This is a genomic window from Gudongella oleilytica (genome assembly GCF_004101785.1).
GTDB lineage: Bacteria > Bacillota > Clostridia > Tissierellales > Tissierellaceae > Gudongella > Gudongella oleilytica.
Map to the genome: position 1 here is coordinate 1,559,246 of NZ_CP035130.1, position 24,639 is coordinate 1,583,884.

At 40.9% G+C, this 24,639-nt stretch carries 27 protein-coding genes; 2 read left to right on the top strand and 25 right to left on the bottom strand.

Features of this window, described 5'->3' with window-relative positions:
• Nucleotides 1-46: 46 nt before the first annotated feature.
• The 3 genes from EC328_RS07450 to EC328_RS07460 all read right to left on the bottom strand — a co-directional run bounded on the left by EC328_RS07450 (nucleotide 47) and on the right by EC328_RS07460 (nucleotide 2,564).
• Nucleotides 47-1,708 carry a trypsin-like peptidase domain-containing protein gene (locus EC328_RS07450; protein WP_164906060.1) on the bottom strand — a complete coding sequence of 554 codons (1,662 nt, stop codon included), beginning with the start codon at nucleotides 1,706-1,708 and terminating at the stop codon, nucleotides 47-49.
• A gap of 185 nt (nucleotides 1,709-1,893) precedes the next feature.
• Entirely contained in the window at nucleotides 1,894-2,103 is a 210-nt protein-coding gene (locus EC328_RS07455) for a DUF1653 domain-containing protein (protein WP_128426191.1), read from the bottom strand.
• 2 nt (nucleotides 2,104-2,105) lie between these two features.
• Nucleotides 2,106-2,564 carry a hypothetical protein gene (locus tag EC328_RS07460; RefSeq protein WP_128426192.1) on the bottom strand — a complete coding sequence of 153 codons (459 nt, stop codon included), beginning with the start codon at nucleotides 2,562-2,564 and terminating at the stop codon, nucleotides 2,106-2,108.
• Nucleotides 2,565-2,729: 165 nt separating this feature from the next.
• On the opposite strand from EC328_RS07460, the gene EC328_RS07465 reads away from it, so the two are divergent.
• On the top strand, nucleotides 2,730-3,425 hold the full coding sequence (locus EC328_RS07465) for a hypothetical protein (protein WP_128426193.1): 696 nt from the start codon (nucleotides 2,730-2,732) through the stop codon (nucleotides 3,423-3,425).
• An 89-nt stretch (nucleotides 3,426-3,514) separates the two neighbouring features.
• On the opposite strand, the gene EC328_RS07470 is transcribed toward EC328_RS07465, so the two are convergent.
• From EC328_RS07470 to EC328_RS07520, 11 genes are all read right to left on the bottom strand, one after another.
• Entirely contained in the window at nucleotides 3,515-3,973 is a 459-nt protein-coding gene (locus tag EC328_RS07470; protein ID WP_128426194.1) for a hypothetical protein, read from the bottom strand.
• Nucleotides 3,974-4,038: 65 nt separating this feature from the next.
• A complete protein-coding gene (locus tag EC328_RS07475) occupies nucleotides 4,039-4,983 on the bottom strand; it encodes a D-aminoacyl-tRNA deacylase (RefSeq protein WP_128426195.1) in 945 nt (314 codons plus the stop codon).
• A 55-nt stretch (nucleotides 4,984-5,038) separates the two neighbouring features.
• Nucleotides 5,039-5,239, bottom strand: a complete 201-nt coding sequence (locus tag EC328_RS07480) for a dodecin family protein (RefSeq protein WP_128426196.1) — start codon at nucleotides 5,237-5,239, stop codon at nucleotides 5,039-5,041.
• A gap of 105 nt (nucleotides 5,240-5,344) precedes the next feature.
• The gene (locus EC328_RS07485) at nucleotides 5,345-6,466 is read right to left on the bottom strand and encodes a GGDEF domain-containing protein (RefSeq protein ID WP_164906061.1); all 1,122 of its coding nucleotides are present in this window, start codon (nucleotides 6,464-6,466) and stop codon (nucleotides 5,345-5,347) included.
• A 98-nt stretch (nucleotides 6,467-6,564) separates the two neighbouring features.
• A complete protein-coding gene (locus EC328_RS07490) occupies nucleotides 6,565-7,599 on the bottom strand; it encodes an aromatic acid exporter family protein (protein WP_164906062.1) in 1,035 nt (344 codons plus the stop codon).
• A gap of 198 nt (nucleotides 7,600-7,797) precedes the next feature.
• Entirely contained in the window at nucleotides 7,798-9,177 is a 1,380-nt protein-coding gene (locus EC328_RS07495) for a sensor histidine kinase (protein WP_128426199.1), read from the bottom strand.
• Nucleotides 9,174-9,860, bottom strand: coding sequence for a response regulator transcription factor (locus tag EC328_RS07500; RefSeq protein ID WP_128426200.1), 687 nt, complete (start codon nucleotides 9,858-9,860; stop codon nucleotides 9,174-9,176). Before EC328_RS07500 ends, EC328_RS07495 begins: the two co-directional genes overlap by 4 nt.
• Before the next feature lie 25 nt (nucleotides 9,861-9,885).
• Nucleotides 9,886-10,425, bottom strand: coding sequence for a hypothetical protein (locus EC328_RS07505; protein WP_128426201.1), 540 nt, complete (start codon nucleotides 10,423-10,425; stop codon nucleotides 9,886-9,888).
• Between the two features lie 5 nt (nucleotides 10,426-10,430).
• The gene (locus tag EC328_RS07510; RefSeq protein ID WP_206363833.1) at nucleotides 10,431-10,679 is read right to left on the bottom strand and encodes an SHOCT domain-containing protein; all 249 of its coding nucleotides are present in this window, start codon (nucleotides 10,677-10,679) and stop codon (nucleotides 10,431-10,433) included.
• 25 nt (nucleotides 10,680-10,704) lie between these two features.
• Nucleotides 10,705-10,881, bottom strand: coding sequence for an SHOCT domain-containing protein (locus tag EC328_RS07515; protein WP_128426202.1), 177 nt, complete (start codon nucleotides 10,879-10,881; stop codon nucleotides 10,705-10,707).
• A 152-nt stretch (nucleotides 10,882-11,033) separates the two neighbouring features.
• Nucleotides 11,034-11,951, bottom strand: coding sequence for a DMT family transporter (locus EC328_RS07520; protein ID WP_206363834.1), 918 nt, complete (start codon nucleotides 11,949-11,951; stop codon nucleotides 11,034-11,036).
• Between the two features lie 338 nt (nucleotides 11,952-12,289).
• Here EC328_RS07520 and EC328_RS07525 point away from each other — a divergent pair, with 338 nt between their 5' ends.
• A complete protein-coding gene (locus EC328_RS07525) occupies nucleotides 12,290-12,649 on the top strand; it encodes a hypothetical protein (protein WP_128426203.1) in 360 nt (119 codons plus the stop codon).
• A gap of 119 nt (nucleotides 12,650-12,768) precedes the next feature.
• On the opposite strand, the gene EC328_RS07530 is transcribed toward EC328_RS07525, so the two are convergent.
• From EC328_RS07530 to EC328_RS07580, 11 genes are all read right to left on the bottom strand, one after another.
• The gene (locus tag EC328_RS07530) at nucleotides 12,769-14,553 is read right to left on the bottom strand and encodes a PAS domain S-box protein (RefSeq protein WP_128426204.1); all 1,785 of its coding nucleotides are present in this window, start codon (nucleotides 14,551-14,553) and stop codon (nucleotides 12,769-12,771) included.
• A 250-nt stretch (nucleotides 14,554-14,803) separates the two neighbouring features.
• Nucleotides 14,804-18,541 (bottom strand): phosphoribosylformylglycinamidine synthase, encoded by a 3,738-nt coding sequence (locus tag EC328_RS07535; RefSeq protein WP_128426205.1) that lies wholly within the window; start codon nucleotides 18,539-18,541, stop codon nucleotides 14,804-14,806.
• Between the two features lie 63 nt (nucleotides 18,542-18,604).
• Nucleotides 18,605-19,225: an RIO1 family regulatory kinase/ATPase domain-containing protein gene (locus tag EC328_RS07540; protein WP_128426206.1), complete on the bottom strand. Its 621-nt coding sequence runs from the start codon at nucleotides 19,223-19,225 to the stop codon at nucleotides 18,605-18,607.
• Nucleotides 19,210-19,956, bottom strand: a complete 747-nt coding sequence (mobB, locus tag EC328_RS07545) for a molybdopterin-guanine dinucleotide biosynthesis protein B (RefSeq protein ID WP_128427027.1) — start codon at nucleotides 19,954-19,956, stop codon at nucleotides 19,210-19,212. The genes EC328_RS07540 and mobB overlap by 16 nt, the downstream gene beginning before the upstream one ends.
• Before the next feature lie 40 nt (nucleotides 19,957-19,996).
• Nucleotides 19,997-20,728 (bottom strand): energy-coupling factor transporter transmembrane component T family protein, encoded by a 732-nt coding sequence (locus EC328_RS07550; RefSeq protein WP_128426207.1) that lies wholly within the window; start codon nucleotides 20,726-20,728, stop codon nucleotides 19,997-19,999.
• On the bottom strand, nucleotides 20,712-21,380 hold the full coding sequence (locus EC328_RS07555; protein ID WP_128426208.1) for an energy-coupling factor ABC transporter ATP-binding protein: 669 nt from the start codon (nucleotides 21,378-21,380) through the stop codon (nucleotides 20,712-20,714). Before EC328_RS07555 ends, EC328_RS07550 begins: the two co-directional genes overlap by 17 nt.
• 11 nt (nucleotides 21,381-21,391) lie before the next feature.
• Nucleotides 21,392-22,039 (bottom strand): ABC transporter ATP-binding protein, encoded by a 648-nt coding sequence (locus EC328_RS07560; protein WP_128426209.1) that lies wholly within the window; start codon nucleotides 22,037-22,039, stop codon nucleotides 21,392-21,394.
• Entirely contained in the window at nucleotides 22,036-22,557 is a 522-nt protein-coding gene (locus EC328_RS07565) for a hypothetical protein (RefSeq protein WP_128426210.1), read from the bottom strand. Before EC328_RS07565 ends, EC328_RS07560 begins: the two co-directional genes overlap by 4 nt.
• A 1-nt stretch (nucleotide 22,558) precedes the next feature.
• A complete protein-coding gene (locus tag EC328_RS07570; protein ID WP_128426211.1) occupies nucleotides 22,559-23,572 on the bottom strand; it encodes an alkaline phosphatase family protein in 1,014 nt (337 codons plus the stop codon).
• A gap of 9 nt (nucleotides 23,573-23,581) precedes the next feature.
• Complete coding sequence (locus EC328_RS07575; protein WP_128426212.1) at nucleotides 23,582-24,145, bottom strand: ECF transporter S component; 564 nt, start codon at nucleotides 24,143-24,145, stop codon at nucleotides 23,582-23,584.
• Nucleotides 24,138-24,638 (bottom strand): hypothetical protein, encoded by a 501-nt coding sequence (locus tag EC328_RS07580; RefSeq protein ID WP_128426213.1) that lies wholly within the window; start codon nucleotides 24,636-24,638, stop codon nucleotides 24,138-24,140. Before EC328_RS07580 ends, EC328_RS07575 begins: the two co-directional genes overlap by 8 nt.
• Between the last annotated feature and the right edge of the window lies 1 nt (nucleotide 24,639).

Below are 24,639 nucleotides of genomic sequence, written 5' to 3' on the forward strand. Positions count from 1 at the left end.
AAAAAAAAGGATTGTGTTTATTTAACGCAATCCTTAAAAAACATATTTATAATGTATGTGAGCCGTACCAAGATCTGAATTGATTTGAGTTATTAGATACCTCAATCAACGGATAAAGCACTTCCCATATCCCATAATATGAGATAGTATCTTCGCTTAAATAGTTCTCTTCGAAGAATCTTGGATACTCATCATAAACGCCATAGTAAATTACTTCTATATTGACATTGGTCCCAATTATTTCCTCGTAGAATACTGCATGAACCTTTAATATCTTTGCAATATTTGTGATGCCAGCTTTCTCAGAAGCAAGAAACTTATCGAGGTTTTCCTCATCTATATATGCAAATATCTTTGTGAGGGTATCTGTTTTTTTAACTACATCATATCCATCAAAGCTAATTTCAACCCCATTTGCCACTATACTCTGCATATTATCAAAAAGGTGATCAATTATTTTGTAGTTACTTATTTCATTAGATCCGTCCTCAAGTGTTAGGCTAATCTCATCATTGAATTGTTTAATTGAGAGTACTCGATCTTTATTCATAGACTTTAGTAAATTTATCGGGATAGCGAAGCCTAAATTATCGCCATCGGTTATCCTTGCAAAGGTTATACCTATTACTCTGCCATATTCATCCAGCAATACCCCACCACTATTACCGGGATTTATTGCTGTGGTCACCTGGATCATATCACTTCTTACTGCACTTACCAATCCGTCAGATAGAGAGTTAGTAAGCCCAACAGGACTCCCTATTGCATAGACTCTTTGTCCTTTTACTACAGTTGATGAGTCCCCAAGCTTCAGGGGCGGTGTGCTTATATCAGATACCATCAGGGTTGCCAGATCCAGCTCTCTGTCATAACCTGTCACGGTTATACCTCCTGTATAGGTGGATCCGTCCTCATACTCCATGGTTATGGACTTCGCATTTTCGATTACATGAAAGTTTGTAGCAAGTCTTCCTTTGTCATAGAAAAAAGCGCTGCCGGTATTGTAGGTCCCGTCATACTGCTCAATAAATATCTGAACAACACTGTCTGATAAAGCTCCTATCTGTTCTGATGTGAGCTTGCCCCCAGGTAATGATGTGACAGGCGTTTGAGGATTCTTTGAAAACTGCTGATAGGTTCTCACCGTCAGGGCGATTGCCTCTTCTCTTGTAGTGTTTCCTTTAGGATCAAAAATATTACTCCCTTTGCCCTGGATCACACCCTTAGCACTCATAAAGGCAACTTCGTCAGCAGCCCAATTGCTCACAAGACCCCTGTCTGCAAATCCCAATGTGTAAGACCCTGTGACCAATGTCGGATCTGCAGCGTATAGAGTGCGGTAATACATAGTAGCAATCTGTTCCCTGGTTATCTTGTCCAATGGGGCAAACTTCCCCTGACCTACTCCCTCAACTATCCCAAGCTTATAAGCTTTAAGTATCTCCGGATTTGATGTATCAGTAAAGGGATTTGTGGATACCGGAACTGCAATACTGACTGACAGCTCCTCGTAGAGCTTTACTACCATCTCCGAGAATTCCTCTCTTGTGATATGGCTTTGATAATTGCTTAATAAGCCTGATGGCACAAGCCCTAATTGTCTTGCCATTTCCACTTCATCAGAAGCCCAAGTACTGGGTGCAGCTATTGAAATACCTGTAGTTGCCAGTATTGAAATTATGATAATAAAAGATATTATTTTTCTCATTTTTACACCATCCAGTCTTCCTTTATCTCGTATATTGTTATACCCATGGTTCATATAAGCGAACCTAAATCAAAAATGGAGAATAACAGGATACATATGCCTATTATACTCCATTTTTGGTGCTTATATCGGATTTCTCTTATATTTTAACCGCTTTGTAATAATTTTCTTTTGATAATTTTCTTTTATCCTACTCTTTTAAATCTGTTCACAGGTATCCCGTTAACTTCAACCATTTCTTCAAACATACTCATTGGTCTGACCCATATACCTCTGTCACCATAAAGTGCTTGATAAACCACAAAATCCTCAAGGGTCTCGGAATGCTTTGCAATATTCAGCACAAGATAATCATTGCCCTTGAAATGTCTGTACTTCGCTCCAATCTCCACCATTGTTATATTACTCTTCCCTTTCGCTTGGCATCATGATCTACCGCATTACCCACTGCAATACCCATTACAAGGCCAGCAGGCAACCCTATCGCCTGGTTATTGAGAACAGTCAAACCAAGAGCTGCTCCTATGGCCATTCCAACTGACATAAACATTGCCATATACTGACCCTTTTGAACCAGCTTATGCTGTTTCATAAGGTGGACGATCAACTCTGTCTTTATATCCCGATGTCTTTTCAGGTCATTTTTACTCACAGCACCGTTCTTATTCGAAAGACTATCAAAATATTTATCCGTGTGCTCAAGAAATTCCATACAGGTATTGCAGCTTTCTTTATAGCTATCCAGTCTCAGTACTATACGCTCAAAGGTATCCAGGTCTAATCTTTTAGAAGCCTGAGGACTAATCAAGGTTCTCAGATCATTGATTTTTCGTAATATATTTTCCGTTGTACTCATAGTATCCCCCCTAAACATTCCCGCTATCTCTTTTAATTATACCAGTTAGTATAATATGTTGATATCCTCAATTTGATTTTTATGTTTTCCAGTCCATTATTCCATATTCTAAATATTAGGGTATAAAGTAAGCATAGATTTAATGACTGAGAGAGGAAGGATATTATGAAAAGAATTTACACTCTTATCTTACTGATACTGCTTATAGGACTATTGTCAACAGGATGCAGCTCACCTGAATCTCCTGCTCCTGACGTTCCTCAGGAATTACCTGCAGCTGAAGCTCCTCCTGTTGAAACACCTTCGGAGCCGTTTGCTCCACCAGAGCCTGAAGAGAGGCTCTCAGAAACATATGCTGAGATAATGAAGGGTAAAAGTTATACTATGAAGTACAGGACAATCTCAAACATTGAAGGACAAGAGATTGAAGGCAGAATGACCATGGCTGTTGACGGTGATGACTTTGCCATGGTATTTGAATCTGATGATATATCCTCTACATCGATAATGAAGGATGAAATGCTGTACCTCATTATGCATGAACAAAAGATGATCATGGTATTTCCAGCTGATACCGACCAGGCAACTGAGGCTGCTCCGGAAGGCCCAGCTAACATTGATATGGATGGAATGACATACATCGAAAAGGGCGAAGCTGAATTTATGGGAAATATGAGAACTTATGAGGAGTACGCGGTAGAAGATGGAAGTATAAGGTATTACTTTGATGGCAATATGCTTGATAGGATCGAAATGATTTTTGATGGGAACAGCAATGTCCTCGACATAGAGGAGTTAACTGACCAGGTAGATGAGACCCTTTTCGCCATTCCTGAAGGATACCAGATGTTCCAGCCCTAATTATCAATTATAATGATCAGTTTAACTAAAATCCCTGGATATCTTATCCAGGGATTTTACGTGAATTAAATTTCTGATGCTCCAATGTCCTATATTTCTATTCCTTTTTGTCTTGCATCTGAATCAAGCTTACTTCCAATCGCAATACCAATAATTGCTCCGAAGAAGCTCCCAACGAGGGCGTATTCCATAGCTATAACGCCGAAAACCAAGCCTGCGATGATTCCAATTACAGTGGATCTCGATAAATATTGTCCTCTGGGTATAAGATCGTGGTGGTCCTTCAAATGCTTCGTAAGATTCTTTCTAATGTCCTTTAGGAGCTTTATCTGGCTTCTTTTTACTCTTCCTCGTGATTGCTTAATGTCATCAAGTACAATCTTCAAATTGTCGAGGTAATCTGAGCATTCATGGACCTCACCAGAAAGATGCTGCATTCTGATTATGATGTTCTCATATAAATCTATTCTTATTTTCCTCATGGATTCAATATCAAGCTGCCTTTTCAATAATTTTAAGTCTCTCAATATCTCTTCATGCGGGCTCATGGTATACCTCCCTTCCCTTATTGTATTTGAAATGTATATACCCAATCATATTCATGTTTATCTATTTATTTTGCCCATTCAATTAGTTCCGGTTTCCTAAGCTGTTGATGCTTGAAAACTGGTACCCCATAATCCTTACCAAGCTCTCTCAGTTTCTCTTTATATGCTCCTTTTAGCCCATCATGCATTGCTATACCATGGATACCACCATCTATGGAATCGACGCAGCCCTTTAGTTTTTCCAGTCCCCTGTCTCCATCGTATCCTCCTGTAACAAGCCACTGGTTTGGTATGATATGTGATATTCCATATGCTTTATCTTCCCATATCCTAAAGATCTCCCCTGAGAAAGCTCTGTCGAAATGTGTACCGCCAGCACAAAGAATATTTTTAAGCGTCAGTCCATCATCATCAAAAATCCTAAGAAGTGAAGCAGAAAGAACCTTTGCTGCATTTTCATCTCCCCAGCTTTCTTCTGTGCTGCCAATCTCAATATCCATTATGGGCACTTTATAGACAGGAATAAGTTCAGGCGCTGCATCTCCGTACATAATTCCAGACCAGTGGGTCGCCTCAGTAGTAACCGAGAAAGCCTCCAGACCCTCTCTCAGCCTGTTTTTTTCCAGCCATACCAACAGGTTATGCATGTATCTGGGGGATGCAGGGCCGAAGTTCCCTGTGTCAACATCTCCGGTGGTATGTACTGAGAATACTTTATCAGGGGCATTTTCTCCCTCATGCCATGTTATAAGGCCTGCAACGTCAAAGTCGGAAAAATGCTCGAGCATCGCTGGCAGATACCTGTTATAGTCGTGACAAACAACCTTCCCGGTTCTTACGAACCAAAAAAGATCCCCTTTATCATCTATGTATTCCAGGACCGGGTATCCATCCACTTCAATACTTTTTTCAGTAAAACTCAATAAAGAATTCAGTGCTGAATAAACCGGTGCTGCCACATGGTCTATTCCTTCCTTTACCGCCATATAATAAACTGCTCTTCTTGCCATGTCATCATCTCCATTTTATGTAAAGCCACCGGGTTCCCCCGGCGGCTCTTTTTCGTCATTCTACTATGAAGGATATCTTAGCGTCTACTCTATACCTGGTGATCAGTCCATCGCTTACAACTGCCTGAAAATCCTTTACATACACACTTTGAATATTCTTAACTGTCTTCGATGCTTCAGTAACTGCTATCTGTGTAGCGTCTTCCCAGCTTTTTGTCGATTCTGCAAGTATTTCTATTACCTTTACCACAGACATAGGGACTCTCCTTTCAAATCAACTGCATCACCACTTCGCCACATTCAAGTGATACCCCTATGACAACCAGATAAACATTCCTCGGCACTCTTGCAACTGAAAGACTTATTCAAAGGTACTCTTATGCTTTTTCTTCTTATTCTGGTACATCCTTGAGTCTGCTATTCCCAACAGTTCACTAATGTTTTTGGCATCTTCAGGATAATTTGCATAGCCAGTGCTTAAACCAAGAAATTTTATGCCTGATGGATCGTTCAAGAATCTTAGATTCTCAAACTCAGTACATGCTTTTTTACAAAAACTCCCATCCTTTAACACGACAAACTCGTCTCCGGATATTCTGTAAAACCTATCCTTTGAATCAAGCAGCCTTCTGGCAGAGTTTGAAAAGGCTATAAGGTAGTCGTCCCCAATGCTATGACCATGATTATCATTTATAGTTTTAAAATTATCAAGATCTATGAAAATCAAACAGAATGGATTGCCATTGCGAAGCCTTCCGGTAGCATCCTCAATCATCGCTTCCCTGTTTTTCAGTCTTGTCAGTGGGTCGGTCTTTGTTTTTATCCCCAACATTTCAACTGACTTACTTGCCTCCACCAATGAGTATGCAAGCTGGAAGGTTATTGCGAAGCATGCTCCCAGCAACAGGAATAAACTGATTTCAACTAAATCAGATCCACCATTCTCCAATGCGTATTTTATGGTATAGATCACCAGGATCACTGATACCGACAAGGATAAGAGCGAATTTAGTGTCTCTTCCTTTATGTTCTGGAGAGTATAAGTCATTTTTTTCTTCATAAACTTCAATAATACAGGGAGGGTAATTAAGTAAGCTGCTGTCTGGATCACCAACGAATCTAAGGATTTGCTGACAATACATGTAATGCACGCTATCCTGTATGATATTGCAAAAATTATCAGGGAATATATCCAGAACGTATTGAATATGACCATAGTATGCTTGTATGGCTGCTTGGTAAGTAAAATCAGTGGAATAAGGTAAACTACACCTGTAAAGGACAACAGCCTGTATCTGTCCTCCAATGCATAGAGAGCTATCTCCGGAATCAAATAACCTATTAATGCGAATAATGCCGCTGAGAACAAAACCAGATATGACCAAGTGCTCAAGGCTGATTTTTTCTTTCCTGAGCATGAAAGAGTCGAATAAACATTTACCAGAACCATCTCCATAATCATTGCTACATTAGGTATTATCAATATGTTCAGCCCCATTCTCAGAATAATGAAACAGGTTTAACATAATGATACAATAATCAGAGATAATTTACAATATTTTGAAGGTTTTTTGTCAATTTTTATTCCAAGTCGTTCTTGGAAGTAAATATTTCTTCGTGCATTTCTCTAAAAAGCTTTCTATCATTATAATTCAGACTTTTTAAAAATTCCGATTTAATTTCAAGCAATCTGTAAAGATCGGTCAAATACTCAAATAGAGCCGCCTTGTTCCTGAATTCTTCCCTGGTTTTTGCATTTCCTCTATAAGAGTAGGCATCCAGGTATTCCTTCAGCGTATCAGCTGCTTCCTTTTCGATGCTCTGTTTCTTAAGCTGTTCCAAGATTTTTACTGTAAATTCGGATGCAATTCCACATTCCTCATCACTTTCCGATAGAATAGTGACTTGTCGTTCCATGTACTCCAATGTGTCCAGATGATCAGCTTCCATTTTCAAATACCTAAGATAATAATCCATGCTTCTATTAAAATTATCCCCATACTCACTGGTTACTCTTTGGATTGCAAGCTTTATCCTTTCACTTAGCTCTGACAAAAGTGAACGAATATCCCCAGTTTTTTCATTTTTACAAAGTATATTTCCCATTTTCCCAAGTATGCCGAATTTCAGCTGCTTGATCCTCACTAGGTCAGAGAGAATGTGACTTTCAATACCAGGTATATAAAGATTCAGAACAAGAGCTATTGAAGCGCCAATTACCATTTGTGCAAATTCGTTGATCAGGCTTGCCATGGCAACTGAATTAGATGCCAGAAGATGACTTACTAGAACCGAGCTTGGAACCAGGCCTTCATTTAACCTGAATCTTACGACTATTGGTATAAATAACAGGAGGTAAAAGCCAAAGGCGGCAGGATTAAAGCCAATTACCGAAAAAACAGCCCAGGCTATGGATAAGGCAATAACTGATGAAGCTATTCTTACACCAGCAAGGTTAAGAGACTTTCTTTTAGTGTTTTGAAGGCTCAGGATGACGACTATGGCTGTATTTACACCATAGTCCAGACCAAGCAGCTGGGCGATGAAAATTGCCAGCGCTGCACCTATAGCAGTTTTTAAAGTTCTCATTCCTATGTATTTAGTAATTTTTTTCAACAAAAGCATCTCCTTAAATCAATAAGACTCCCAAATCTGGGAGCCTCAATAATGTAATCAACAGTCTGATTCTATCAGTTGCAATTACCATATTCAATATAATTGTTCATTGATTCGCATATTAATTTTTGGACCGTTTTATTAAGCTCACAACAATCCAGTCTGCCAGTTCCAATTGCTTCCTTGCTTCCATCGCCGTTATACCTCCTCTGCTTCCCCATTGTTATAAGTGACAGGCAAGCTCAGAACAAACTCTGTTCCATCACCTACTGCTGAGCTTACAGTTACATCCCCTCCAAGTAATGTCATATTTCCTTTGACAATATAAAGGCCAATTCCGTCACCTGATCCAGCTTGATCCTTGCCTCGATAATAGGCATCGAAGATATGCTTAAGATCGTCATTGTCTATTCCAGATCCGTTATCTGCTATATTTATGTTGATAAAATCACCGGACCTATTGTATGAAATTGTTACATGACCTCCAGCGTCAGTATATTTCCAGGCATTATTGAGTAAATTGTAAAATACCTGACTAAGCTTAAATTTATCTGTTCTCATGATAACCTTATCTTCAGAATCAAGTATGATTTTTAATCCTTTATTTGAAAACTGTGTGCTTAATCCACTTAATATCTGCTTCAGAAGCTTATTCAGCTCAAATTCCTCTATGCTCATTTCATTCTGCAGCACATCAGCTTCTATCATTCCGCTCAAGCCTTTTATAAGAGAGGTTATAATCTCAACCTGGTTTTTCAAAAGTTCGATTTCAACCTGATCGGCTGCAATAACGCCATCCTCTATACCTTCAAGGTGGGTTTTTATGATCGTCAAGGGTGTTCTGGTCTCATGTATAAGCTTATCAGTGAGTTCTTTTCTCCCTTTCTGCTTCAATCTCAGTTTTGTGCTAAGATCATGGAGGCTGCTCCTAATGCTTGTGATCTCTGAAACTATAGACCTTTCGAACTTTACCTGCTTTCCTGACTGAATGTCAGAAGCCAGTATGGCAGTTTCCTTCAGATCTTTGCTCATAAGCCTGCTAATGAGAAGTGCAATAGACGCTGAGATTGCCATTGCAATCATTACAGCCCTTAAGCTGTTGGAGAGCAAAGACATCTTAAATAATCTTGCCACAAGAGAATTGTCTGCTGCACTATATCTTGTAATGTATATGGAACCCCAGGTTCCGCCGTCATCCTCCAGGATAAACTGGTCTGTAACTTCGTCCCCGTTTGATCTCATTCTTGCCAATCTTCCGTCCATCATCATCCCACGCATATGCATGTCAGAAGAGACATCCTCCAAAAGTTTACCCTCCGAGTCAAATAGTCTTATCCTGAATATCGGGTCGACCAAGTGAGTCTCCATATCTGCCTTAAGCTGTTCTTTTGTAATTGTCTTCTCCTTAAGCACCTTGAGAGCATAGTCCATTATTTGTTCAATGTGATTATCATAGACCTCGTTTAAATAGTTTGAGAAGAATCTATCTGTCAAAGAGCCCAAAATAACAGCGTTGATGCCTACTGATATCAGCGCAACCAAAAGGAGTATGATCAGCAGCATTCTCTTTATGCTCATTGCTGATCACCTCCAAAAACATAGCCTGCACCATATTTGGTCACTAAATACTTAGGCTTTCCAGGGTCATCCTCCAGTTTTGCCCTGAGTCTTCTTATATAACTGTCGATGTTTCTATCTATACCTTCGTAATCAATACCAAAGGCTAAGTTGATTATTTGCTCCCTGCTTAGCACTATCCCTCTGTTCTCCACTAATACCTTTAAAAGCCTGAATTCAACTGAGGTAAGCTCCACTGTCTGTCCTCGTTTTTCCAGAGTCATACTCCCCATGTTTAATTTCAAGTCCCCTAACTCAATTATCTGACTACTGTTTTCATTGTATACTCTCTTGAACAAGGACTTGATCCGCCTCATCAGTTCTTTAGGGCTAAAGGGCTTAATAACATAATCATCTGCACCGAGATCAAAGCCCTTTATACGATCCGGCTCCAGTTCTCTGGCAGTAAGCATGATCACAGGTACATTAGAAACTTTCCTTATCTCGCTGAGCACCTGGAAGCCATCTATGCCAGGGATCATAACGTCCAATAAAACAAGGTGAAAGAAGTCATCAGAAAAAGTATCGAGAGCGGACAAACCATCCTCAGCCAACTGATAATCATAGCCCTCGTTTTCAAGATACTTGATTATTATACTACTGATCTCTCTTTGGTCCTCTACTACCAATACTTTTCGATTCATTCCCTCACCTCTTGCTTATCTACTGCTAGTTCCTTCTCCCATTAAATCTACCCATATTCCCATGGCAATACTCCGGAAATACCAGGCCAGTGTCAATATCTGCTATCAGCTTGAGTTCTAATTCTCCAGAATCTTTATCCACAAGATTTATTTCGAAATAACCATCCTCATCCTCAGATATATCACCTACCACAAAATCCAGATTATGAAACTCAATAAAATCTTCAGCTCTTTTCTTAGCAGAGTCCTTATCGAGCTTTTCCCCTTCTACAAGCGGTTCCTGCCAGCTTCCTCGTCCCATCATGTCTCTGTAAATTCCATCATCAGCATAATTCTCGTTATATCTCCAGCCCATCATTCCTCTTGGTCTGCCATATGCTCCTGAGTCATCCTGATACCTTCTCCATCCGGGCATCACTGAATCTTCATATGCCGGAACATTCTCGTCCCTGATTTCAAAATAATTTGTATCCATCATCGCATTAGCTGTTTTTATTCCGCCAAGTATCCCTACAGTTAACAACAAACCTGAAACTACAAGCATTGCAATCGCAGTTTTTTTCATCTAAATTACCTCCTGGTCAAAGTGTTTCTCTTGTTTATATACTCTTCCTCGCTGATCTCGCCTCTAACGTACCTCTCCTTAAGCATAGCCAACAGATCATCATCGTTTCCGGTCGCTTTATTTTTTCTTACCAGCAGTATGATAACAGCTGCAATAGCGATTAAAAGCCCTAACCCGATCATCATATGCCAAGGACCGAAGAAACCTCCGCTCAGGCACCTTCCAATCCCATAAGCCCCTCTTGCAAACATCATAATAATACCCTCCTTTTACATCCCCTTATTTCTTGATCACAGACCGCATTTTTCTGAAGGTCTCTTCATCTATCTCACCGTTTACGTAACGCTCCTTCAATATGCTTTCTGCATTATCCTCACTCTTAATGTAGATATTCTTCCTGCCATCAGAGAACAACAAATACACAAGCACTATTAGCAGTATAGGAACAAGCATCATTTTAACCCGCCTCCTTTTCTTTTTCTTGATTACATTATCTCTATGAATTATTGCACAAATATGACAAAACCAATAATTTTTATCTAATTTTTAAAAAAGAAAAATGGCTGGATAATCAGCCGATCATATTCGAAGTAATATATTTCTTTCTACTACTTTGTCTCAGGCATTTTTCTAAAATTGTCAGCCTGTGAAATAAGCATCCCGGCCAGCATAAGGCCTGCACCTATATATCCTTTCAAAGGCAGCCTTTCATGGAGAATTATTGCTCCGCCAATAGCTGCAAACACGGCCTCCATACTTAAGGCTATAGCAGCATGTGATGTTTTAGCATCCTTCTGAGCGATCGCCTGAATAGTATAAGCAATTCCTGCAGAGAATATGCCTCCATAGAGAAGTGGGATCGACGCATCCATGATCCCTCCCAATTGAATATCCTCAAATATAAAAGCTGCGATAATTGCCCATGTGCCAGTCACGGTAAACTGAACTGCTGAGAATTTTAACGGGTCAAGTTTCTTGGCAACGATGCCAAGGATGATAATATGTGCTGCCCAGAAAAATGCTCCTATCAACTGCAGCAGGTCTCCAAATTGAATGGTAAGATCTTCGTTGATGCTTAACAGATACAGTCCAAAGGCTGCAACTATGGCCCCTATCCAAATAAAGGCATTGCTCCTTTGCTTCATAAATAGGCCCATAATTGGTACAATGACTATATAAAGACTTGTTATAAAGCCTGCCTTACCCGCTGTAGTGTATTGGAGACCCACCTGCTGGAAGGTGGCTGCAATAAACAAAACGGTCCCTGCAATAATACCTGCCTTAACAATATCCTTCGACGTATCGCCTTTATTACCCGATTCCTTTCTTCCACCAAAAAGCTTTATCACCGGCAGCAATGACAGACTTCCCAATAAAAACCTGATACCTGTATACGTGAATGGTCCTATGTAGTCCATTCCCTTTCTTTGAGCTACAAATGCGAATCCCCATATGGCAGCTGTCAACAGCAGAAGTAAACTAGCCTTCAACTCTTTGTTTTTCATGTCTCCTCCAAAATTAGTCATATATTTGTCAATATAGTAACATTATGATGCCAGATTGCATTAAAAGTCAAGTGGGAGGCAATTTTACGCATCTATAAATTCCTTTTTCACATATGATATTAAAAATAATTAACATTTATATATGTCTATATATTCTATGTATTGGTCTAATCTCAACGCATACGATTACATTCTTAGCGGTGTTTGATTTACATACGGTGGCGATGACCGAAGTGTGTATTTAGAAGCTTTTCACCTTGGTAGCGGGTAGCTTAGCCGATCTATAAGGTCGGTTTTTTTATTTATCAAAAGGAGTATTTGATGAAGAGGATAACCCATTAGAAAAATATGGATTCTGGATGAAGGACGGTAATTACTGGCTACAAGTAGGCCCTGAAGAGGACTGCATCTATGTTGATTTATCAGAGGGTGCTTCAGATTGTGAAGATCCAAATATGCAACTCGATTTCTACAACCTGTGCCACAGTGATGAAACAGCATGGATGTTTGGTAACAAGCGATTCATTACAGATCTTGGGCTAACATCAAATAACTGGGGCTGGAGCATGTACCTTGGAGATTTAGTTGAAGGTGTAGGATCTGTAGTAGATCCAATTTATACTAAACCAATATACGCTGGAGCAGCACAGGGCGTTATAACCAAGGGATATCTTGTAGGCTATGTTGATATCTTCTGGGATGGTGAGGAAGTAACTTGAGAATTTGACTTTGAAGATGATGTTGTAGTTGTTGATCCAAAGGTATAGGTTGGCAACGATCCACTTCCAATATTCAGATAAATGACGTAATTAGAGAGTCCGGATTTCCGGACTCTCTTCTATTTTCCTCTCAAAACCTTCTCTATAAAAATCTCAACCAGCTCCGGATCGAATTGTATCCCTGAATTATTCTTTAGCTCCTCTACAGCCTCTTCATCGCTCATTTTTCCTCTATATGGTCTGTCTGCCGTCATTGCCTCGTAGGCGTCAGCTATAGCAAGTATCCTGGATAATATGGGGATCCTGTCTCCCTTGGCTCCCATAGGGTAACCTGTACCATCCCACCTCTCATGGTGATAAAGTATAACCCTCGCATGGAAGGAATAGCCTTCCACTCCCTTGAGGATCCTGTAGCCAATAGCAGGGTGATGCTTGATTTCATCCCACTCTGCCAGTGTCAGCTTGTCCGGTTTATTTAAAATATTTTCAGAAATAGAAATCTTTCCGATATCGTGCATATATGCCACATCCTTGAAGCCCACCAGCCTGTCCTCACTTAAGCCGGTTTCTTTTGCCAGGGCGAAGCTTAGTTCAGAAACTCTTTCAGCATGCAGCTTTTCATATGGGGTCTTAGTAAATATGATTTCAAGGAATTTTTCCAGAGCTGCCTGTTTCCTCGCCCTTGCGAATTGTACCTTGTCGTAGTACATGGAATTGTCGGCTTCTTTAAGGATGTCTCCAATCTGTTGTGAATTATCCTTCTTAACTGCTATGCCTACCGACAGCGAAAGGAACATGGGCTCTACCCTGGTCTCAGAAGTTTCTTTGAGGATTCTCTCCTTGACCTTTTCAGCGGCCTCTTTGCTGGTCCTGGGCAGGTAAATAACAAACTCATCCCCTCCTGCCCTTCCGAGAATATCTTCATCCCTGCAGCTTCTCCTGAGGACGTCGCCTACTTCTCTAAGAAGTTCATCGCCACCCTGATGACCAAAGGCATCATTGGTTAGCTTGAGGTCGTTTACGTCGATCGCCAATACAGCCAAAGGAAGAGAAGATGGATTATCCAGTCTTCTTAGCTCCTTTTCAAGATATCTCCTGTTGAACAAACCTGTCAAATGATCTATATAGCTTAGGGACTCCTTTTCCTTCATCTCAAGCTTTCTATCAGTTATGTCTCTGGTAAAGCACACCATCAGCCTCTTGTCTCTGTCAAGAAGTGTAACGGATACCTCAACGTTATGGATACTTCCATCCTTTCTTCTATGGATAGTGTCTAGCATGGTGGAGCCGTCCTCAATTATCTGACGAATATTATCTGAAATACCTTCGCTTCCAAATTTGTCATCTATGCTTCTTATATTCATACCTATGAGCTCTTCTCTGTCGTACCCAGTCATTTCACAGAAGGCATTATTCACTTCAACTATTTTCCCATTCATCTCAAGAATGCTGAAGCCTTCCTTTGTAGTTTCCAATATAGTCGACAGGTAACTCTCTCTTTCAGCTAATTTTTGCTCCATAAGCTTTTGCTCTGTAATGTCCCTTCCAATGCCGAGTATTCCAACCAGATTTCCCTTATTGTCATATTGCGCAGTTTTTATGGAATGCACATAAATCTGTCTGCCATCGGGATACTGGACCCATTCGCCAAATTCAATGGGCATTCCCGTCTCGGCAATTCTTCTATCCATTTCCATATAGAAATCTGCCTCTTCAGGGTAAAGCTGACAATCTGATTTTCCTAACACTTCTTCCTTTGTTTTTCCCCTAAGCTCCAGATATTTTTTATTGCATTTCAAATATACTCCCTCAGGACTTTTAAAGAAAACTATGTCCGGCAAGGAATCCAGAATGGAATCCAATGAGTTTAGGATATGCTTATACCTTAGGATCTTGGGTGCCACAAAATCATCTCCAAGTGTTATTATAAATACTATGCCCAGATTGTCGGATAACCGAAACGGACATATGCGACATTATTATACATTATCAAGATTGATTTGGCAATAAACCAATCGTCACTAAATGAGTTATTTCCAATATGTTCTTTATGTCAGTATATTTGATGAAATTGATTAAATGATTTCTCTTTCCTGCAATTGCATGCATTTTAAGTCATCAAAAAAGCCCTGAATCAGGGCTTTTGAGTTATGTCTATTTGAAATAATCGACTCCGGCTTCGAACAGCCGTTGATCCTTATTTCCAGGTATGTTTTTGTAGATCCCCTCCGACCATCTTTCAGAATGGCCCATCTTCCCTAAAATTCGTCCGTCAGGACTAGACAGTGACTCGACTGCATACAATGATCCATTTGCATTAAAGGTCCCGTCATTGGTTGCTTTCCCATCCAGATCCACGTATTGGGAAGCTATTTGGCCGTTCTTGATCAAATCAGCAAGAGTCAATTCATCTGCAACAAATCTTCCCTCTCCATGCGACAACGGCAGTGAGAAAACTTCTCCAACCGATGCATATGCAAGCCATGGAGACAGCTTAGATGATACCCTTACGCTCTGCAACTGGGAAATATGTCTTCCCACTCTATTAAATGTCAATGTGGGAGCATTTTCATCAAGCTCCTTGATCTCTCCATATGGAAGTAATCCCAATTTAATCAGAGCCTGGAAGCCGTTGCAGACTCCCAGTACCAGTCCGTCTCTGTTTTTAATGAGGTCCATTACCGCCTCTGAAAGATATGGATTTCTGAAGACTGCAGCTATGAACTTTCCTGAGCCATCAGGCTCGTCTCCGGCACTGAAGCCCCCTGGTATCATCATGATCTGACTATTTTTTATTTCTTCGGTCCATTCCTTGATCGTCTCTTTGATATCATCAGCATTTCTGTTTCTGAACACTCCTATAGTGCCAATAGCTCCGGCTCGTTGAAATGCTCTCAGGGAATCATATTCGCTGTTAGTGCCTGGAAATGCAGGTATAAATACCCTTGGTCTTGCAATGCTTTGACCTTTATAGGGTACTGCCTTGGCTTCACTGGTAAGAGTGATTATTTCTCCTTCTGAATCCAGCTTTAACGGGAACACGCCTTTAAGTGTATTCTGCCATTCTTCAGCCAGCTCCGAAATACTAACTGTCTGACCGCACCAGCTTAAGCCATCCTCCCTTAGTGTTACTCCCAAAGGCCTTAGGATCTTTGGTATATCCTCATCTTCACCTATATCCAGCTCAAGGATGATGCTTGCAGTTTTCTTTTGGAACATTTCGTCCAGGCCGTATCCGTCCTCAAAGGAGAAGCCAATCTTATTGCCGAAGCTCATCTTTGCTACTGAAGCGGCTATTCCTCCGTGAGAAACGGTCTTTGCTGCCAAGACTTTACCTTCAAGTACAAGTTCACGAACATAAGCATAGATTTCCTTAAGCCTTTCAAAATCAGGAAGGTCGTTCTTATCCAATTGTGCATCGGCAAGGAAGACATTCGAGCCTTGCTTTTTGAACTCGGGCGAGATTATGTTCTTTGTTGAGTCCGTTGTAACAGCAAAGGCTATTAACGTAGGAGGTACCGTCATCTCCCCGAAGGATCCTGACATACTGTCCTTACCCCCTATTGCAGCTATTCCAAGCTCAGTCTGAGCGGTGTAAGCTCCTAAAAGAGCACTGAAGGGCTTGCCCCACTTGACCGGATCCTTCCCCGGCTTTTCAAAATATTCCTGCATGCTCAGTCTTATTTTCCTATAGTCACCGCCCATAGCTACGATTTTTGATACTGCCTCGACAACTGAAAAAGCTCCGCCATGGAAGGTGCTCCATTGACTGATATATGGATCAAAACCGAAGGTCATGAGGCTGCAGGTATCAGTCTCTCCTTCAAGGACCGGGATCTTTGCGCACATGCCCTCTATGGGCGTCATCCTATACTTGCCTCCAAATGGCATCAGTACTGTAGCTGCTCCTACAGTATTATCGAATATATGGTTCATGCCCTGCTGGGAGCAGACATTAAGATCCTGCATTGACTCAAGCAATCCATCTCTGAAGGTATGGGATTTTTCTGTAGTATTGTTCTTATCTGCTGATATGACATTAACCTTGGTTTTTTGACCGGCTCCGTTCATGTCGAGAAAGCTCCTCTTGATATCAAGTATATGCTTGCCTCTCCACTCCATCACAAGTCTTCCAGTATCTGTAACCTCTGCAACAACAGTTGCCTCCAGGTTTTCCATGTCGCAATGTGACTTGAAGCTTAGCAAATCATCCGGAGAAATCACCACAGCCATTCTTTCCTGAGATTCAGAGATCGCCAGTTCTGTGCCATCCAACCCTTCGTATTTCTTAGGTATCACATCGAGCCTTATGTGAAGACTGTCAGCAAGCTCCCCGATCGCTACGGATACGCCGCCTGCTCCAAAGTCATTGCATTTCTTTATCAATCTTGAAAGCTGAGGATTTCTGAATAGTCTCTGAAGCTTTCTTTCCTCCGGGGCATTTCCCTTCTGGACCTCAGCGCCTGACTTAGCCAGGGATTCCTCTGTATGTGCCTTGGATGAGCCTGTAGCACCTCCAATACCGTCTCTTCCCGTTCGTCCGCCTACCAGAAGTATAAGGTCGCCCTTTACTGGCTTGAGCCTTACTACATTGTCCTTGGGAGCTGCTCCGATTACAGCACCCACCTCCATCCTCTTGGCAATATATCCCTGGTGGTAGATTTCTGTCACCTGCCCTGTTGCCAGGCCGACTTGATTGCCATAGGAGCTGTAGCCTCTGGCTGCCTCTCTGGTGATCTTTCTTTGAGGGAGCTTGCCGGGCAGTGTCTCCTCCATTGGCTGCCTTGGATCTCCGCTTCCTGTTACCCTCATAGCCTGGTATACATAGCTTCTTCCGGACAGCGGATCTCTTATCGCTCCGCCAAGGCATGTCGCAGCTCCTCCGAAGGGCTCAACCTCTGTCGGATGGTTGTGTGTCTCATTTTTAAACATGAGAAGCCACTTCTCGGGCTTTCCGTCGACATTTACCTCGATCTCAATACTGCATGCGTTTATTTCATCTGAAAGCTCAAGATCTTCGAGGTTCCCTTTTAGTCTCTCCTCCCTGGCATTGATAGTGGCAAGATCCATCAAAGTTATCGAATTGGTTCTTCCAGTATTTTCTCTTGATTTAAGATATCTCTCAAATGAAGCTTCTATAGCTTCCTTATAAGGTCCCTCCTCGAATCTGATCTCTTCAAGCTCGGTAAGAAAGGTTGTATGTCTGCAATGATCAGACCAATATGTATCTATTACCTTAATCTCTGTAACTGATGGATCTCTTTTCTCTTCATCCTTAAAATAGCTCCGAACCATCAGAATATCATCATGGCTCATGGCAAGCCCATTGTCTATCCTGAAGGCTTCCAGAGTGTCGTCGCAAAAATTAATAAAACCCTCAAGGATCTCCACTTCATCAGGTTCACTTATCTCTTCTTCGAGTGAGACAGGCTTACCCATGGATGCTTCTCTGGAGTCGATGGGGTTGATACAATAGTTCCTTATTCTGTTGTAGTCTTCTTTGGTCAAGCTTCCATCAAGCAAGAGTACCTTGGCTGTCTTGACCTTTGCTTCCATATCGCCTATAAGGATTTGGATACACTGGACCGCTGAGTCGGCTCGCTGGTCATACTGCCCCGGCAGGAATTCGATCGCTAAAACGCTTTCCTTTTTCTCCACCGGAAGATCTTCATGGATAATGTCCACGTTAGGCTCTGATAATATCAGCCTGGTTATTTTCCCATACTCTTCATCGCTTCTGCAGGTGAAATCATACCTATTCAGTATTCTGACCCCGTTCAGATCTTTAAGTCCCAAGGCATCCTTGAGCTCGTGACACAGATGCTTGGCTTCAATGTCAAACCCATCTCTTTTTTCGATATAAACTCTCTTAATGCTGGAAATTTGAACCATCTCCTTTCATCTTCACACAACAATATTAGTTTATTAGAATAAAAATATCAAGATTTTTTTATGCTATTTCTTTTTCCTTCTGAGCCTTATCTTAATAAGCTCTTTATCCATTTCAGAGCTTATGGCATCTTTTGAAATATCAAGCTTCATCGACAGTTGTTCAACAAGAAGCTTTACAAAATTTTTCTTCCAATCAGTCATCATAGGATCATACGTCAATGAGTATGCAGCTAATTTCCCAAGATCCTCTTCTATCTTACCTTCCCTGCACTGTTCGAAGTCTATGCCGTAGATCTCTCCATCCTTAATCAGGAAATTCCTAAAATTTACATCACCCATAATATAATTGCCGTACTTACTGGAACTTAATGTGTCATAGAATGCTTCAAGCCAATCCGACAGCTTAAGTATCATTGGCAATATACTATCCGCATTTGTCTTTTCAATGCTTTCATACCAATCCAGCAGCGTTTCGTCACCAAGGTCCTCAAGATAAATAGAATCTGAGGTGACCTTAAGCACCTCAGGCACTCTACAGTTCCTACCATGAAGCAATCTAAGTATGCTGAGCTCCCTTTTCATGTCTTCTTTGTCAATGAAAGTCTTTAATATGCTGTTTCCCTCATCTTCAAGCAACCTATATACCTTGTTTCTTTTACTTGTAAGCTTCACCTTCTTACACATATCTCTATATCCCCATTGTCTGAATAGCCATTAAGCTCACTTGAAATTCCAATTATCGTATTCTTTATTATCCTTTGAACAAAGGGCACCATTGGTATTTCTGTGCCATCTATACGAAGAACAACTTCCTGCCTATCAAGAACACAATCACCTCTATGGGAAAGTCCCTGTGCTATTCTTGCTCCCAGTTCGCAGCAGGTAAATCCGCATGCCCTGCAGCATTCATCACTTACATCCGGCAAAGGTCTGAAGCTTCTCTTTTCTATCAGGTCAACAAGAGCTTCTATGTCAGTCATGGAATTTATTACAGGTACTCCCTTATACTCCCTGATCTTTGAAGCTATTCTTCCGGAAATCGCTATAACAGTTCCGTCAAGCCTTGATTCTATACCTTCTATGTCATGAGCTGTCACTATCTTAGCAGTGGAGCTGTCTCTTACTCCTTCCATGATCACATAATCCTGATTATAAAACCTCAATATTTCATTGACAGGTAGTTTCTCCTGAAAAAGAATATCAGTTTCTTTGTCACCACGGGCGGTGACCAATGTTGCGCCTGCTTGCTTGTGCCTGTCAGTATTGGTACCATCCATATCCATCTTGAACTCATGAAAATGTATCTCCTTGATGGTCCCTACAGACCTTCCTCTTCTAGTCAGTTCTCTGATTATGTTTTCAATTGTCGTAGTTTTCCCAGATTTGCTGATCCCTACAACTGATAATACCTTCATTTTACCCACGTATAATCCACCTCTCATAATATGTGATCTATCAGCCCAACAAAGCTATCAACATAACAAATACCAATGCCATAGATAAAACTATATAATCAATTATACCAAACCTAAGGACGACCCAACTGGTTCTAGTAGGATATGCCCTGAATGACCTTGCCTCCATGGCAACTGATAGCTCCTTTGCTTTGATAAGTGAGTTGATTGTAATAGGCATAAGCAAATATGTATATGCCCTTAGTTTTTTCCCTATCCCGATTTTCTTAAAATCAAGTCCTCTAAGCTGTATCGCATTTGTCATATCAATAAACTCCTCCCGAAATACCGGAAAAAATCTTACTCCTACAGACACCATAAAAGCGATCTCATAGGGGATCCTTAGCTTGATCATTCCCTGAATCATCTCTCTGCTGCTTGATGATACCAAAATCAGCGAAGAAGAAGCAATAATCCCCATACGCAGCAAAAATTCAATTCCCCTTGATGCTCCAAAGTCAGTCAAAATAACTATCTCGCCAATCTTGAGCAAAGGGATCCCGGAGTTGGTGAATAAACTTTGTATAACTGCTATCCCTGCTACAAGTATCAATAATCCTTTGAGTCTCGACAGAAGGTATGAAATCTCTTTATTCGTCGATATTGACGTAATGAACGATATTAACAGGATTATTGCCAATATCCTTAGATCAGAGTAGACGATTGCAAGAGTGGAAAAAATTGCTGCCGTAATAAGCTTGGTTCTGGGGTCCAGTCTAATGTCTGTGATCATCTACTATTCCACCGTCCTCTATTCTTATTATCCTATCTGCATGTCTGGCAACAAAGTCTTCATCGTGACTTATAATTAGCATTCCCACCCCATTCGCCTTTAAAGAATCAAGTGTTGATGACAAGCTCTCTATCCTATCGGGATCAAGAAATGAAGTAGGTTCATCAAGTATTAGAAAACTAATATCAGACATTAGTGCTGCTGCTATCGCAAGGCGTCTTTTTTCTCCGTAGCTCAAGGTAGAGGGATGTCTATCTCTGAGATCTGTCAGTTCAAAAGCTTCCAGCAATTTATTTGCCTTAGCATAGGTCTCTGACTCTTCAATCCCCTTCAACCTGTTAACAAAGGTCAGCTCATCCAGTACCGTCATACCGAACAGCTGCCTCTCGACGGCCTGAAACACGTATCCAAGCTTAGTGCCCAGTTCCCCCAGGGACATTTCTTTAATATCTTCTCCGTCAACGACTACCCTGCCCTTCTGAGGGTGCAGCATCCCGGCAGCAAGCTTTGACAGGGTCGTTTTCCCAGAACCGTTGTTTCCTGTGATAGCTGTTGTTTCTTCACTGTTGATAGCAAGAACCAGACTCTGGAAGATATTATTACTCCTTCTATACTTAAAATCAACATTTTCAAATACAATAAATGGTTTCATGACCTCAGCCCTTACAATCTTACTATTTTGTCGGCAATATCTATCTTTTCATCTCTATGATCTGCTAATAAAATTGTTGTTCCGTGTTTTTTTAGCTCAATCAGCAAATCTCTTACCGCTTTTCTTCCTTCCAAATCGAGCCAGGACAATATCTCATCGCACAACAATATTCGAGGCTTCATCGTCAGAACGGATCCGATCGCAACGAGCTGCTGCTGACCTCCCGAAAGATTAGCTGGATTAAGATTCCTGTGTTTCTCTAATCCAATGATCCTTAAAACATCGTTCATTCTATTGCCAATTTCTTCTCTCGGTATGCACAGGTTCTCGGGGCCAAATGCTAACTCGTCCTCAATAGTTGGTGAAAATAGCTGAGTGGCAGGGTTTTGAAATACAATGCCAACTATCGTAGATAGGCTTACATGTGATATACTTGATATTTTCTCACCGAATATTGAGATAGTGCCAACCATTTCCCCCTGATATACTCTCGGACACAATCCGGCAATGCAACGTAGAAGCGTACTTTTTCCACACCCGCTCTTGCCAACGACCGCGGTTATACTACCTTCCTCCACATCAAGGTCGATGCCTGTAAATGCTTTCTTCTCTGAGCCTTTGTATGTAAAGGAAAGCCCGGTTATCTCTATTGCCTTCATTTGACCACCTCGATCCCTGTGACCCACTTGCATCTCCTGTTACTAAAGGAATCGTTGATAACTATTATTTCAAAAGGTCCTCTTCCTCCATCCTCAATTCCACCCAGATAATTTCCTTCCTCCATAACAGCTATGTAGATGTTGCCATAATCTAACACTTCCTCACCGGAATATGCAACGGAAAAACCGTCAGCTCCTGTAGCGATAATAATATCCTTTCCATTTATTTCGTAGCCCAGGCTCGCTAATAGCTTGATCAATTGAACTCCTGTATACTCAAGTAAAGAAGCTTCTGTAGTCGAAGTATCAAGTACTGCCTCGAAGTCCTCAAGTCCTATAGACTGTAAAGTCTCAAGATCTACTTTATCGCTCAAATCTTTCGATTTTACCTCTATTGCTGAGCTCTCCAAAAGTTCCCTTCGGGACTCGATCTCTGATTTATTAAGTAACAATGCAGCAAAAAAAATGACAATTAAAATGATTATTATAAAAATTGCTGCTTTAGTTGTTTTATTCATTCTATTTCTCCCTTGTGAAATACGGAACTATCATATCCTCATATCTACATACTCCATGGTCACCACCCTCATTGGTGGAATGCATTCCATGGTCGGCGGTCGCATAAATGTTTCCTTCCCAGGAACTTGAGATGTTCGTGATCCACTCATCTACGGTCTTTACATAATCCAGGGTTTCACTGGATTGAGGACCATATTGATGTCCTCTGTCATCGACCCCGTGAAAATGAATGAAGATCAAATCATAGTCTTCGTTCACAGCACCAAGTGCAGTAATAACCATCTCATCATCAGTATCTCCATCCTTATCGACATCCACATGAAGTACAGGCTCTATCTCGGTATTGAGGATCTTTATTTCACCCTCCAGCAATAGGGATCTCTTCCCTATTGAATCTGCATAACCAAATATGCTTTCTGCTTTCAGGTCTCTGTAGCTTCTGTCATGGACCCCATTTTCATCAGGTGTCTTTCCTGTTATCATTGCTGCAAATCCAGCATTTGTAACTGGTGTAAATACACTGATGATTTTGTCTTCATAGTACTCCCCCAAAAAATGCAATTCGCCTGTTTCCGCCACATTACTGTATTGATCAAATGATAAACCGTCAATAAAAAAAACAAGAACAGGGACACCATCATCAAGTGATTTTATGACATCGTCATATAACTTGGTAATGGATTCCACTTTTTCCCCCAAATATATACCAGCAAGCGGTCCATCGACATATCCATTTTCCACGTATACCATATTATTCTTGCTTTCCAGGTTTGGAAGCTCACTAAAGCTCTCTCTCTTTCCCGATTGAAATAGCAGGGATCCCTCGGTGATTTTTTTAGAAACAATAGAGTCCTCTATCTCAATGCCATTTGGATACCAGTTGAAAAGTATATTTTCTTCGAGAGTGAACACACCTATGCCCATCTCCTTCTGATACGCAGGCTCCGCGCTTCCACACCCTGAAAGAATTATTGTTAATAGTAATAGTATCATTCCAAAAAAATTTATTTTCATTTTAATTCCTCACAGATTCAGACCTAATTTATCTAATGCCTTCAGAAGGTTCCATGCTATGACACCGCCTAAAGCTCCAGAAAGTGCAGCTCCTGAAATCAGCAATAATAACATCTCAGCTGGCAGTCTAAAGAATAATAAGTTTGATATTATAGTTCCTGTAATATTTGCTGCCATGCACCCTAACATGAAATGTATCAGATTATAGCTCTTATTCCTTGAAAACATAAATACCAGATCAGCTACAACTCCTGGAAGTGTGTACGAAAAAATGCTCAATACTCCGTGACTCCCTATCACACCAGTTGCTACTACTATCAAGCCCTGAACCAAACCTATCAATGTCCCTGTCCAGGTTTTTTTGACAAAGCCGATTCCCAGAATGATCCACAGCATATAAAAGCCACCTGCTATCGCTCCACCTGGTATAAATAATGGTCCTGTAATTATATGCACAAGAGGCACTACTATTGGTTTAGTAGCTACACCAAGTGCTGCGACCACCGCTATTGCTACCAATTCAAATATCGTATATCTGTCGAAAAACCGTTTGTTGGAGCTCAAATCAATCATCAGCTCCTTCTGAAGGTACTATAACTATTTCATCAATATGTTTGATCCAACGTTGGCTGAAGGGATCCCGTCTTATTACTAATTGATAAGGACCATTTCCTCCTTTTTTCCTGGATAGCATGTACTCTCCATCTCTCGCAAAGGCCAGATAAACATTATGGTGTTCCTCCAGTTCTTCTTTTAAGATCACTATCCTGTAACCGTCCTCTGCATTTAAGGTTATCTTTTCACTAGGCTTAACACCCAAGCCTTCAAATAATTTTGATAACTCTATCCCGGTATACTCAGTTTCAACTGGCTTCTGTCCGCTGCTTCTGACAACTGATGGGAATGTTTCCGCATCAGAGTGATTATATATGTATTCCGGGTCAACACTTATTATTTCCTCACCTATTACTATATTCAGGACGGGTGCTCCTTCCCTTGTTAAAAGGAAAAACCCTGAAGCTATAATTACAGTTAGAAAAATTACAATGAAATATTTTTTCTTCATA

What these genes read in the sequence shown, in the direction of transcription:
- EC328_RS07450 (WP_164906060.1), bottom strand. Translation starts at nt 1,708, where the DNA reads ATGAGAAAAATAATATCTTTTATTATCATAATTTCAATACTGGCAACT.
- EC328_RS07455 (WP_128426191.1), bottom strand. Translation starts at nt 2,103, where the DNA reads ATGGTGGAGATTGGAGCGAAGTACAGACATTTCAAGGGCAATGATTAT.
- EC328_RS07460 (WP_128426192.1), bottom strand. Translation starts at nt 2,564, where the DNA reads ATGAGTACAACGGAAAATATATTACGAAAAATCAATGATCTGAGAACC.
- EC328_RS07465 (WP_128426193.1), top strand. Translation starts at nt 2,730, where the DNA reads ATGAAAAGAATTTACACTCTTATCTTACTGATACTGCTTATAGGACTA.
- EC328_RS07470 (WP_128426194.1), bottom strand. Translation starts at nt 3,973, where the DNA reads ATGAGCCCGCATGAAGAGATATTGAGAGACTTAAAATTATTGAAAAGG.
- EC328_RS07475 (WP_128426195.1), bottom strand. Translation starts at nt 4,983, where the DNA reads ATGGCAAGAAGAGCAGTTTATTATATGGCGGTAAAGGAAGGAATAGAC.
- EC328_RS07480 (WP_128426196.1), bottom strand. Translation starts at nt 5,239, where the DNA reads ATGTCTGTGGTAAAGGTAATAGAAATACTTGCAGAATCGACAAAAAGC.
- EC328_RS07495 (WP_128426199.1), bottom strand. Translation starts at nt 9,177, where the DNA reads ATGAGCATAAAGAGAATGCTGCTGATCATACTCCTTTTGGTTGCGCTG.
- EC328_RS07500 (WP_128426200.1), bottom strand. Translation starts at nt 9,860, where the DNA reads ATGAATCGAAAAGTATTGGTAGTAGAGGACCAAAGAGAGATCAGTAGT.
- EC328_RS07505 (WP_128426201.1), bottom strand. Translation starts at nt 10,425, where the DNA reads ATGAAAAAAACTGCGATTGCAATGCTTGTAGTTTCAGGTTTGTTGTTA.
- EC328_RS07510 (WP_206363833.1), bottom strand. Translation starts at nt 10,679, where the DNA reads ATGATGTTTGCAAGAGGGGCTTATGGGATTGGAAGGTGCCTGAGCGGA.
- EC328_RS07515 (WP_128426202.1), bottom strand. Translation starts at nt 10,881, where the DNA reads ATGATGCTTGTTCCTATACTGCTAATAGTGCTTGTGTATTTGTTGTTC.
- EC328_RS07520 (WP_206363834.1), bottom strand. Translation starts at nt 11,951, where the DNA reads ATGACTAATTTTGGAGGAGACATGAAAAACAAAGAGTTGAAGGCTAGT.
- EC328_RS07525 (WP_128426203.1), top strand. Translation starts at nt 12,290, where the DNA reads ATGAAGGACGGTAATTACTGGCTACAAGTAGGCCCTGAAGAGGACTGC.
- EC328_RS07535 (WP_128426205.1), bottom strand. Translation starts at nt 18,541, where the DNA reads ATGGTTCAAATTTCCAGCATTAAGAGAGTTTATATCGAAAAAAGAGAT.
- EC328_RS07540 (WP_128426206.1), bottom strand. Translation starts at nt 19,225, where the DNA reads ATGTGTAAGAAGGTGAAGCTTACAAGTAAAAGAAACAAGGTATATAGG.
- mobB (WP_128427027.1), bottom strand. Translation starts at nt 19,956, where the DNA reads ATGAAGGTATTATCAGTTGTAGGGATCAGCAAATCTGGGAAAACTACG.
- EC328_RS07550 (WP_128426207.1), bottom strand. Translation starts at nt 20,728, where the DNA reads ATGATCACAGACATTAGACTGGACCCCAGAACCAAGCTTATTACGGCA.
- EC328_RS07555 (WP_128426208.1), bottom strand. Translation starts at nt 21,380, where the DNA reads ATGAAACCATTTATTGTATTTGAAAATGTTGATTTTAAGTATAGAAGG.
- EC328_RS07560 (WP_128426209.1), bottom strand. Translation starts at nt 22,039, where the DNA reads ATGAAGGCAATAGAGATAACCGGGCTTTCCTTTACATACAAAGGCTCA.
- EC328_RS07565 (WP_128426210.1), bottom strand. Translation starts at nt 22,557, where the DNA reads ATGAATAAAACAACTAAAGCAGCAATTTTTATAATAATCATTTTAATT.
- EC328_RS07570 (WP_128426211.1), bottom strand. Translation starts at nt 23,572, where the DNA reads ATGAAAATAAATTTTTTTGGAATGATACTATTACTATTAACAATAATT.
- EC328_RS07575 (WP_128426212.1), bottom strand. Translation starts at nt 24,145, where the DNA reads ATGATTGATTTGAGCTCCAACAAACGGTTTTTCGACAGATATACGATA.
- EC328_RS07580 (WP_128426213.1), bottom strand. Translation starts at nt 24,638, where the DNA reads ATGAAGAAAAAATATTTCATTGTAATTTTTCTAACTGTAATTATAGCT.